General features: G+C 74.8%; 9 protein-coding genes. 7 read left to right on the forward strand and 2 right to left on the reverse strand.

Annotation, left to right across the window (positions count from 1 at the left end):
- The 6 genes from Q0195_RS09870 to Q0195_RS09895 form a co-directional block, all read left to right on the forward strand.
- The coding region (locus Q0195_RS09870; protein ID WP_299277730.1) for a cytochrome ubiquinol oxidase subunit I at positions 1–284 on the forward strand (284 nt) is incomplete at its 5' end.
- An 11-nt stretch (positions 285–295) separates the two neighbouring features.
- Positions 296–1,366, forward strand: coding sequence for a cytochrome d ubiquinol oxidase subunit II (gene cydB, locus Q0195_RS09875; RefSeq protein ID WP_299277733.1), 1,071 nt, complete (start codon positions 296–298; stop codon positions 1,364–1,366).
- The gene (gene cydD / locus Q0195_RS09880; RefSeq protein ID WP_299277734.1) at positions 1,363–3,147 is read left to right on the forward strand and encodes a thiol reductant ABC exporter subunit CydD; all 1,785 of its coding nucleotides are present in this window, start codon (positions 1,363–1,365) and stop codon (positions 3,145–3,147) included. The genes cydB and cydD overlap by 4 nt, the downstream gene beginning before the upstream one ends.
- Entirely contained in the window at positions 3,144–5,045 is a 1,902-nt protein-coding gene (gene cydC / locus Q0195_RS09885; RefSeq protein ID WP_299277737.1) for a thiol reductant ABC exporter subunit CydC, read from the forward strand. Before cydD ends, cydC begins: the two co-directional genes overlap by 4 nt.
- On the forward strand, positions 5,042–6,757 hold the full coding sequence (locus Q0195_RS09890) for a GAF domain-containing protein (RefSeq protein ID WP_299277739.1): 1,716 nt from the start codon (positions 5,042–5,044) through the stop codon (positions 6,755–6,757). The genes cydC and Q0195_RS09890 overlap by 4 nt, the downstream gene beginning before the upstream one ends.
- 171 nt (positions 6,758–6,928) lie before the next feature.
- The gene (locus Q0195_RS09895) at positions 6,929–7,723 is read left to right on the forward strand and encodes a methyltransferase domain-containing protein (protein WP_299277741.1); all 795 of its coding nucleotides are present in this window, start codon (positions 6,929–6,931) and stop codon (positions 7,721–7,723) included.
- Between the two features lie 58 nt (positions 7,724–7,781).
- Here the strand turns inward: Q0195_RS09895 and Q0195_RS09900 are convergent, their stop codons facing one another.
- Positions 7,782–8,399: a response regulator transcription factor gene (locus Q0195_RS09900; RefSeq protein ID WP_299277748.1), complete on the reverse strand. Its 618-nt coding sequence runs from the start codon at positions 8,397–8,399 to the stop codon at positions 7,782–7,784.
- A 110-nt stretch (positions 8,400–8,509) separates the two neighbouring features.
- On the opposite strand from Q0195_RS09900, the gene Q0195_RS09905 reads away from it, so the two are divergent.
- Positions 8,510–9,910, forward strand: coding sequence for an aldehyde dehydrogenase family protein (locus Q0195_RS09905; protein ID WP_299277743.1), 1,401 nt, complete (start codon positions 8,510–8,512; stop codon positions 9,908–9,910).
- Positions 9,911–9,923: 13 nt separating this feature from the next.
- Here Q0195_RS09905 and Q0195_RS09910 read toward each other — a convergent pair.
- Positions 9,924–10,603 (reverse strand): zinc finger domain-containing protein (locus tag Q0195_RS09910; RefSeq protein WP_299277746.1); only part of this gene is annotated, 680 nt, incomplete at its 5' end.

A 10,603-nucleotide genomic window follows, 5' to 3' on the forward strand; every position in this document is an offset into this window, starting at 1 on the left:
GGATCTTCACCGAGATGGGCCGCCAGCCGTGGGTGGTGCACCCCAACCCCGCCAACCCGGTGGACCAGGTCATGCTCCTCACCGTGGACGGCGTCTCGACCGTCGTCGAGCCCGGGACAGTGCTCCTGTCCCTCGTCGTGTTCACCCTGCTCTACCTGGCACTCGGCATCGTCTGGTACCGGCTCATCCGCCGCTACGTCCGGGAGGGTGTGGAGCCCATCGAGCGACCGGAGGCGAAGGACGTCGAACCCGAGCCCGAGCCCACCCTGTCCTTCGCGTACTGAGGAGTTAGACCGTGGACCTGTCACTGCTGTGGTTCCTGCTCATCGCCGTCCTGTGGACCGGCTACCTCGTGCTCGAGGGCTTCGACTTCGGCGTCGGGATGCTGCTGCGCACCTTCGCCCGGGACGAGCGGGAGCGCCGGGTCATGCTGCGCACCATCGGCCCGGTCTGGGACGGCAACGAGGTGTGGCTCCTCACCGCCGGCGGCGCGACCTTCGCCGCCTTCCCGGAGTGGTACGCCACGATGTTCTCCGGGATGTACCTGCCGCTGTTCGTCATCCTGCTCGCGCTCATCGTGCGGATCTGCGCCATCGAGTGGCGTTCCAAGATCGACAGCCAGCGGTGGCGTGACCGCTGGGACTGGGCGCATGCCTTCGGCGCCTGGGTGCCCTCCATCCTGTGGGGCGTGGCCTTCGCCAACCTGGTCCAGGGAATGGACATCGAGCTGGTGGACGGCAACCACCAGCTCACCGGCGGGCTGCTCTCCCTCATCACCCCCTTCACCCTCCTCGGCGGCCTGGTCACCCTCGGCCTGTTCCTCACCCACGGGGCGATCTTCGTGGCGCTGAAGACCGCCGGCCCCATCCACATCCGCGCCGTGCGGCTGGCCCACCGGCTCGCCATCGGCTCCGGGGCGGTCTCCCTGGTGTGGGTGGTGTGGGCGCAGGTGTCCTACTCGGGCAACACCTTCTCCCTCATCCCGGCGGTGGTCGCCGCGCTCAGCCTGGTCGGTGTCGTCGTCGCGACCCGGCTGGCCCGCGAGGGCTGGGCCTTCGCCCTGCACACCGTCGGCATCGTCGGGGCGGTGGCGTTCATCTTCAGCTCGATGTACCCCTACGTCATGCCCTCGCGGCTCGACCCCGCGGCCTCGCTGTCCATCGCCGACGCCGCGGCCACCGAGTCCACGCTGACCGTGATGAGCGTCGTCGCGCTGATCTTCGTGCCGATCGTGCTCGCCTACCAGGGCTGGACCTACTGGGTGTTCCGCAAGCGGGTGTGGGCCGGTGACATCGTGGGCCACGAGGGACTGCACCCCACCGAGGAGCGCCCGCTGGAGACGACCGGGCAGGGCTCGGGTCGGTGAAGCCGCTCGACCCGCGGCTCCTGCGCCACGCGCGCTCGGCCCGCCGCTACATCGCGCTGACCACCGGCTTCGGCATCGCCTCCGCCGGGCTGGTGGTCGCGCAGGCCGTCCTCATCTCCCGGGCCATCGCCCCGGTGATCGACGGCACGGCGGGCTGGGCGCACGCGGCGCCCCTCATCGGCTGGTTCGTCGCCGTCGCGGCGGCGCGGGTGCTCGTGACGACCCTGCAGGAGTCGCTGGCCCACCGCGCCGCCGTCGACGTCGTCGCCGAGCTGCGCGCCGGGGTGCTCGACCACGCCGTCGCCCTCGGCCCGCGCGGGCTGAGCGAGCCGAGTGAGCTCGTCACCCTCGTCACCCGCGGGCTGGACGACCTCGAGCCCTACTTCGTGCGCTACCTGCCCCAGCTGCTCCTGGCGGCGACGCTCACCCCCGCCACGGTCGCCGTCATCGCCGGGCACGACCTCGGCTCGGCGGCGATCGTCGCCGTCACCATCCCGCTCATCCCGGTGTTCATGTGGCTCATCGGGGTGCTCACCCAGCGGTTCGCGACGGACAAGCTCGCCGCCATGCAGCGCCTGGGCGCCCAGCTGCTCGACCTCCTCGCCGGGCTCACCACGCTCAAGGCGCTGGGCCGCGAGCGCGGGCCGGGCCGGCGGGTGCGGGCGCTGGGCCAGGCCTACACGCGGACGACGATGAGCACCCTGAAGGTCGCCTTCCTCTCCGGCGCGGTGCTGGAGTTCCTCGCCTCCATCGCCGTCGCGCTCGTCGCGGTGACCATCGGCATGCGGCTCGTCTACGGCGACGTCGACCTCACCACCGGGCTCGCCGTCCTCATGCTCGCGCCCGAGGCCTACCGCCCCATCCGCGAGGTGGGCACCCAGTTCCACAACTCCGCCGACGGCCTGGCCGCCGCCGAGCAGGCCTTCGCCGTGCTCGAGCGACCGCTGCCGTCCACCGGCTGCCGCCCCGCGCCGGCGTTCGGCGGACTCGTCCTGCAGGACGTCGCGGTCGAGGCCCCCGGCCGGGACGTCCTCGCACCCGCCGGGCTCTGCGCGTATGTGCGTCCGGGCCGGGTCACCGCCCTCGTCGGGCCGTCGGGCGGCGGGAAGACGACGACGGCGATGGTCGCCCTCGGCCTCCTGCGCCCCACCTCCGGCCAGGTGCTCCTCGTCCCGGCCGGGACGCCCGCGCACGTCCCACCCACAGCCCACTTCCCACCGACAGCCCAGCACCCACCGACAGCCCAGTTCCCGACACCGGACACCATCCCGGTCGGTGCCGTCGACCTCGCCGAGGTGGACCCGGCGTCGTGGCACGCGCAGGTGACCTGGGTGCCGCAGCGGCCGGCCCTCACGCCCGGGACGATCGCCGACGCGGTGCTCGGCGGCCCGGGCACGGTCGGTGCGCGGGAGGAGGCTGCCGCCGCCGCGAGCGGGCTGGACGAGGTGCTCGCCACGCTCCCCGCCGGCTGGGACACCCCGATCGGCCACGGCGGTGCGGGGCTGTCGCTCGGACAGCGCCAGCGCGTCGCCCTCACCCGCGCGCTCCTCGACCCCGCCCCGCTCGTCGTCCTCGACGAGCCCTCCGCCCACCTCGACGCCGACTCCGAGCAGCGCGTGCTCGACGTCGTCACCGCGCTGCGCGACTCCGGCCGGGCGGTGCTCGTCATCGCCCACCGGCCCCGGCTGGTCGCCCTGGCGGACGACGTCGTCGAGGTCCACGCCTCCCCGCTGCCACACGGGAAGCAGCAGCCCGCCCCCCTCGCAGGAGGACCGGTATGAGCGCCACGACCAGCGCAGCCCGCGAGGCAGTGACCGACACGCGTCGCGCCGCCGGCCGGCCCGCCCCCGACGGCTCGGCCGCTCCCGCCCGCCCGGCCCGCGTCGTCGCCCTCACCGCGGAGGAGCGCCGCGCGCTGCGCCGGGCCCTGCGCCTGCTCGACCTCGACCGGCGCCGCTTCGTGCTCGCCGTCATCGCCGGGTCCCTCGGCCTGGGCAGTGCCGTCGCGCTGTCCGCCACCGCCGCCTGGCTCATCGCCCGCGCCTCCCAGATGCCACCCGTGCTCGAGCTCGGGGTGGCGGCCGTGGCCGTGCGGACCTTCGGCATCGCCCGTGGCCTCATGCGGTACGTCGAGCGGCTCATCTCCCACGACGTCGCCCTGCGCGGCATGGCCACACTGCGGGAGCGTGTCTACACCACGCTCGCCGACGCCCCCACCGACGTCGTCTCCGGGCTGCGCCGCGGCGACGTGCTCGCCCGCACGGGGGCCGACGTCGACGACGTGGGCGACGTCGTCGTCCGGGCGGTGCTGCCCGCGGTGGTCGCCGCCGTCGTCGGGGTCGGGACGGTGGTCCTCGTGGGCTGGCTGCACCTGGGTGTCGGCGCCGTGCTCGCCGCCTGCCTCCTGCTCGCCGGCGTGGTCGGCCCCCTGCTGAGCATGCGCGGCGCCCGCCTCGACGAGCTGGCCCAGGTGGAGGCGCGCACCGACCTCACCGCGGGCGCCATGACGATGGTCGAGGGGGCCGCCGAGCTCACGGTCTCCGGCCGTCTCCCCCACGCCCGCGCCGCGCTGGCGGACACCGAGCGGCGGCTCGCCCGCGCCAAGGACGCCGCCGCCCGCCCGGCCGCCCTGGCCGCCGGGATCGACCACCTCGCCACCGGCGTCGCCGTGCTGGCGGCGCTCGTGCTCGGCATCCAGGCCACGGTGGCCGGGACGATGGAGGCGGTCGAGCTCGCCGTCGTCGTCCTCACCCCGCTGGCCGCCTTCGAGGGCACCGCCCTCCTGGGGCCCGCCGCGATCCAGCTCGTCCGGTCCGCGGGCGCCGCGGTGCGCGTGACCGAGCTGCTCGACGGGGCAGGCTCCGGGGTGGAGGCCGAGCCCGCGCCGGCACGGACCTCGCCCGGCGAGATGACCACGCCCACCGCCGGCGGGGCGGTCCTGCAGGCGCGGGACCTCGCCGTGGGGTGGCCCCGTGGGGGTGTCGTCGCCGCGGGTATCGACCTCGAGCTGCGGCCGGGGCGCAGCGTCGCCGTCGTCGGCCCCAGCGGGATCGGCAAGACCACGCTCCTGCTCACCCTCGCCGGGCTCATCCCGCCGCACGGCGGCCAGGTGCTGCTCGACGGCACGCCGGTCTCGGCGCTCGACCGCCGCACGGTGAGCGACGGGGTCGTCCTCACCGCGGAGGACGCCCATGTCTTCGCCACCACAGTGCTGGAGAACCTCCGGGTCGCCCGAGGCGACGTCGACGAGGAGGAGGCTGCCGAGCTCCTCACCCGGGCCGGCCTGGGCGGCTGGTTGGCCGGCCTCCCGGACGGCGTGCACACGATGCTCGACCCGGACGCGACGTCGATCTCCGGCGGGGAGCGGCGCCGCCTGCTCCTGGCCCGCGCACTGGCGAGCCGGGCCCCGCTGCTGCTCCTCGACGAGCCGGGTGAGCACCTCGACCCGGCGACCGCCGACCGGCTCATCGGGGACCTGCTCGCCACCCGCGACAGCGGCCGTGGGGTGCTCCTCGTCACCCACCGCCTCGCCCCGCTCGCGGCAGCCGACGAGGTCGTCGTGCTCGACGGCGGCGAGGGGGGCCACGGACCGGCTACCGTGCTCGCCAGAGGGACTCACGCCGACCTCTGCCAGACCCTGCCGTCCTACCGGTGGGCGGTGGAGCAGGAGCGGCGATGAGCACGACCAGGCGAGAAGGGACCGTGATGCCGACCCCCGAGGCACGCGCCAGGCTGCTCCGCGAGGCGATCGCGCTCACCGCGAGCCTCGACCTCGACACGGTGCTCCAGGGCTTCGTCGACAGCGCGGCGAGCCTCACCGGTGCCCGGTACACCGCACTCGCCGTGCTCGACAACCGCGGCGAGACCGCGAACTTCGTCCACCACGGCGTCAACGAGGAGAACGCCCGCCGCCTCGGGCACGCCCCGCACGGGCACGGCGTCTTCGCCCACATCCCCAACGAGGGGCACCTCCTCCTGGAGTCGATCGCCGACCACCCCGACTTCGGCGGGTGGCCCAAGGGCCACCCCGCGATGGAGTCCTTCCTCGGTGTCCCGGTGCGGATCCGCGAGCAGGTCTTCGGCCGGCTCTACCTCGCCGACAAGCCCGGCGGCTTCACCGAGGAGGACGCCCGGGCCATGGAGCAGCTCGCCTCCGCGGCCGCCGTCGCGGTGGTCAACGCCCAGCGCTACGCCGATGCCCTGGACCGCGAGCGCTGGGTGCGCGTGAGCCAGGAGATCACCGTCCAGCTCCTGTCCGGCACCGAGGAGGAGGAGGCGCTGGAGCTGATCGCCCACCGTGTGCGGGAGGTGGCGCGCGCGGACGCCGCGCTCATCGTCCTGCCCTCGGTCGGGGACACGTGGGTGTGCGAGATCGCCGACGGCATCGGCGCCTCCGACGTCATCGGCGCGGTGTTCCCACCGGAGGGACGGGCCCGCACGGTCATCGCCAACGGCGTGGGGATGATCGTCGACTCGATGTCCCGTGCCCGCTCGCTGCGCGTGCCCCAGCTCGCCCGCTACGGTCCGGCCCTCTACGCCCCGATGATGGTCCAGGGCACCGGCAAGGGCGTGCTCATCCTCCTGCGGCTCCAGGGCGGGGCCGAGTTCACGCCGGCCGAGCTCGAGGTCGCCGAGGCCGTGGCCGCGCAGGCCGCCGTCGCGCTCGAGCTGGCGGCCGCCCGGCACGCCGAAGACGTCCGTGCCCTCCTGGAGGAGCGTCAGCGCATCTCCCGCGACCTGCACGACCTGGCCATCCAGCAGCTCTTCGCCACCGGCATGCAACTGGAGAGTGCCCGCCAGGCCACCGCGGCCGACCCGGGCACCGCGTGGGTCGCCGACCTGCTGGAGGCCGCCCTGACGAACGTGGACGAGAGCGTGCGGCAGATCCGCTCCATCGTCCACTCCCTGCGTGAGCCGGACGAGGCCGTGGGCCTCGTCGAGCGGCTGCGCCGCGAGACCTCCCTGGCCCGCACCGGGCTGAGCTTCGCCCCCTCCCTCGTCATCTCGGTCGACGGCCAGGACGTGCGCGACGGCGACGACCTGTCGGCCCGGCCCACAGGCCCGTCCCCCGCGGCCCAGCTCGACGCCCGGATCGACGACGACATCGCCGACGACGTCGTCGCCGTCGTCCGGGAGGGGCTGGCCAACGCCGCCCGTCACGCCCGGGCCTCCTCGGTCCAGGTGCGGGTCACGCTGCGTGGCTCGGGTCCGACCGGCCGGGTGTCGGTCGAGGTCGAGGACGACGGCGTGGGCGTGGACCGCACCTCCACCCGTCGCTCGGGCCTGGACAACCTCGCGGTGCGCGCCCGGCGCCACGGCGGCACCTTCTCCCTCGGCCGGACCGAGTCCGGTGAGGGGGCGCTGCTGTCCTGGCAGGTGCCGCTCACCTGACCCTCTCCTGGGCAGGTGCCGCTCACCTGACCCGCTGCCGGCGGGCCCACCCCCTCGCTCGCCGTCGAGACGCCCTCAGTGACGAACACCGCATCGCAGGGCGAGCGGTCCCGGCCGCCGTCCTGTATCTTGACGTCAAGTATCTTGATGGCGAGATAACCGGAGCCCCCCATGCCTCACTGGGACCCCACGCAGTACGCGGTGTTCACCGACGACCGCTCACGACCCTTCGACGACCTCCTCGACCGCGTCGCTGCCGCCGACCCGTGGACCATCGTCGACCTCGGCTGCGGCAGCGGTGAGCTCACAGCCACCCTGCTCGACCGCTGGCCGACGGCGGAGGTCATCGGGGTGGACTCCTCCCCCGAGATGCTCGCCCGCGCCCTCCCCCACGCCCGCACGTCGACCGAGGGCGGACGGCTCCGCTTCGAGCAGGCCGACCTGCGCGAGTGGGTGAGCCACCGCAGCGAGCTCAGCTGCGACGTCGTCGTGAGCAACGCGGCCCTGCAGTGGGTGCCCGGCCACCTCGCCCTGCTGCCGGCGCTCGTGCGGCTGCTCTCCCCCGGCGGCTGGCTCGCCATCCAGGTGCCCGGCAACCACGACGCCCCGAGCCACACCATCCTCCGCGAGCTCGCGGCGGCCGAGCCCTTCGCCCCGTACACGGGGCCTGCCGCCCGGCGCCCGACCGTGCCGGGTCCCGCGGACTACCTGGCGGCGCTGACGTCGCTGGGCTGCGCCGTCGACACCTGGGAGACGACGTACTACCACGTCCTCGGCGGGAAGGACCCGGTGTGGGAGTGGGTGAGCGGGACGGGGGCCCGCCCGGTGCTCCAGGCGCTGCCCGAGGAGCTGCGCGCCGACTTCGTCGCCGAGTACAAGGCCCGGTTGCGCGCGTCCTACCCCGCCCAGGAGCACGGCACGACCCTGCCGTTCCGGCGGGTCTTCGCCGTCGCACGGCGGGTCTGAGCCCGCCGGCGGACGTCAGGGCGGGGCGGGAGGGCGTCTTCGCACCCCGCCTGGTCGCTCAGCTGCTGCGCCAGCCCTTGGCGCGCTGGCCGGCAACCCAGGCAGCCACCTGGGTGCGGCGCTGCAGGCCCATCTTCGACAGCAGCGAGGTGATGTGGTTCTTCACCGTCTTCTCCGCGACCCCCAGCCGCTCCCCGATCTCCCGGTTCGACAGGCCGTCGCCGATGAGGTCGAGCACGCGCCGCTCGGAGGGGGTGAGGTCGGCGGTGGGGTCGTCGTGGTCGGCACGCCGCCGGGTGACGGTGCGCTCGTCGAGCAGGGTGCGTCCGGCGGCCACTGCCTTGATGACGTCGGCGATCTCCGCGCCGCGGACCGTCTTGAGCAGGTAGGCACGCGCCCCGACCTCCAGCGCCTCGGCGAGCGCGTCGTCGTCGTCGAAGGACGTGAGGACGACCGAGCGGGCCTCGGGCACCTCCTGCGCAAGTGTGCGGATGATGTCGATCCCGGTGCCGTCCGGCAGCTGGAGGTCGACGAGGAGGATGTCGGGCCGCACGAGGGTGGCGCGGCGGAGGGTCTCGGCGACGGACCCCGCCTCGGCGACGACGGTCAGCCCCTCGGCGCGGTCGACGACCTCGGCGATGCCCCGACGGACCACCTCGTGGTCGTCGATGATCATCACCCGGATGTCGTGCCGTTCGGTCGAACTGTCGGTGCTCACGTTCCGACCTTAGCGCCCCGCGGGCGGCGGGTGCCGCCCGCGGGCGCCCCCGTCGTAGCCTCGGTGGCGTGACCCACCTCCCCGCCGGGCCGTCCGCCGTCGTCCCCCCGCTCCGCGCCCACGTCGCCTCGGGTGCGACCCGTCCCCTCTCCTGGCGTCTCGCCCAGCTCGACCGGCTCACCGCGCTCGTCACGGAGAACGCCCGGGAGCTGCAGGAGGCACTGGCGAGCGACCTGGGCAAGTCGGCGACGGAGAGCCACCTCACCGAGCTCGGTGTGCTGATCGAGGAGATCCGGTACGTCCGCCGGCACCTGCGGTCGTGGGTGGCTCCCCGGCGCGTGCCGGTGCCGTGGCAGTACCGCCCCGCGCGGGCGTCGGTCGTCCTGGAGCCGCTCGGTGTGGTGCTCGTCATCGCGCCGTGGAACTACCCGGTGTACCTGCTCCTCGGCCCGCTCGTCGGGGTGCTGGCGGCGGGGAACACCGCGGTGCTCAAGCCCTCGGAGCTGGCGCCGGCCACCGCCGCCGCCGTCGCGCGGCTCGTGCCCCTCTACCTGCCCGGTGTCACGGTCGTCACCGGTGGCCCGGAGCGCACCACCGAGCTGCTCCGCGAGCGCTTCGACCACATCGTCTACACCGGCGGCGCCCGGGTGGGCCGGATCGTCATGGCTGCCGCGGCGCGGCACCTGACGCCGGTGACGCTCGAGCTGGGCGGGAAGTCGCCGGTGTGGGTCGACGGCACCACCGATCTGGCGGCCGCCGCTCGGCGGATCGTCTGGGGCAAGCTCGTCAACGCCGGCCAGACGTGCGTGGCCCCCGACCACGTCCTCGCCCCGCCCGACGTCGCCCGGGCGCTCGAGCCGCTGCTGGCCCGCGAGATCGCCCGGATGTACGGCCCGGACCCGGCGACGAGCCGCGACTTCGGGCGGATCGTGACCCGTGAGCACGCTGCCCGCCTGGTCCGGCTCGTGGAGGAGTCGGTGGCGCAGGGAGCCCGGGTGGTGGTGGGCGGTGAGGCGGACGTCGCGGCCCGGTACGTCGCACCCACGGTGCTCGCCGACGTCACGCCGTCCTCACCGGTCATGGCCGAGGAGATCTTCGGGCCGGTGCTCCCGATCGTCCCGGTCACCGACCTCGACGCCGCGGTCCGGCAGGTCCGGGCGGGTGAGAAACCCCTGGCGCTCTACGCGTTCACGGCCGACGAGGAGGCCCGGCGGCGGCTGGTGGAGGAGACGTCCTCGGGGGCCGTGGGGCTGGACGTCCCGCTCATCCACGCGTCCATGCCGACGTTGCCCTTCGGCGGCGTCGGCGGCTCGGGCTTCGGCGCCTACCACGGGGAGGCGTCGGTCCGGACGTTCAGCCACGCCAAGCCGGTGGTGCACAAGCGGCTCTCCCCCGACACGCTGGCGGCGGTGCAGCCGCCGTTCACCGCCGTGCGACGGGCGCTGGCCCGACGCATCCTGCGGCGCTGAGCCGTGGCGGCGGCTACGGGCGCGGTGTGCGTGGCGGGCGCTGGCAGGTGGGGCAGAACGTCGAGGAGCGGCCCATGAACGACTCCCGGCGCATGAGCGTGCCGCAGCGCCGGCAGGGCTCCCCGGCCCGGCCGTAGGCGTCGAGCGAGCGGGCGAACCAGCCGCTGGCCCCCTCGACGTCGACGTACAGCGCGTCGAAGGACGTGCCGCCCGCGGCGAGCGCCTCGCGCATGACGTCCTCCGCGGCGGCGAGCACGTCGACGGCGGCCCGCTGGGTGAGCTTGTCCGTGGCGCGGCGCGGGTGGAGCCGGGCACGCCAGAGGGCCTCGTCGGCGTAGATGTTGCCGATGCCGGAGACGAGCGACTGGTCCAGCAGGGCCCGCTTGACCTCGGTACGCCGCGTGCGCAGCCGCCGGGCGAGGCCGGCGCGGTCGAGCGTCGGGTCGAGCGGGTCGCGGGCGATGTGCGCGGCCGGCTCGGGCAGCGCCGGCAGCGGGGAGCCGTGGCCGCCGGGGCCGCCGTCCACCGTCGGGACGAGCTCGGCGACGAGGAGGTGGCCGAAGGTGCGCTGGTCGACGAACCACAGCTGCGACCCGTCGGCGAAGTCGAGCTCGACACGCAGATGACGGGTCGGGTCCGGGGGGACGCCGGGTGCCGCGGTGGGTGCCGGGAGGCCGTGCTCGGGACGTGGGC

Origin of the sequence: uncultured Georgenia sp. (genome assembly GCF_937958535.1) — a bacterium.
GTDB lineage: Bacteria > Actinomycetota > Actinomycetes > Actinomycetales > Actinomycetaceae > Oceanitalea.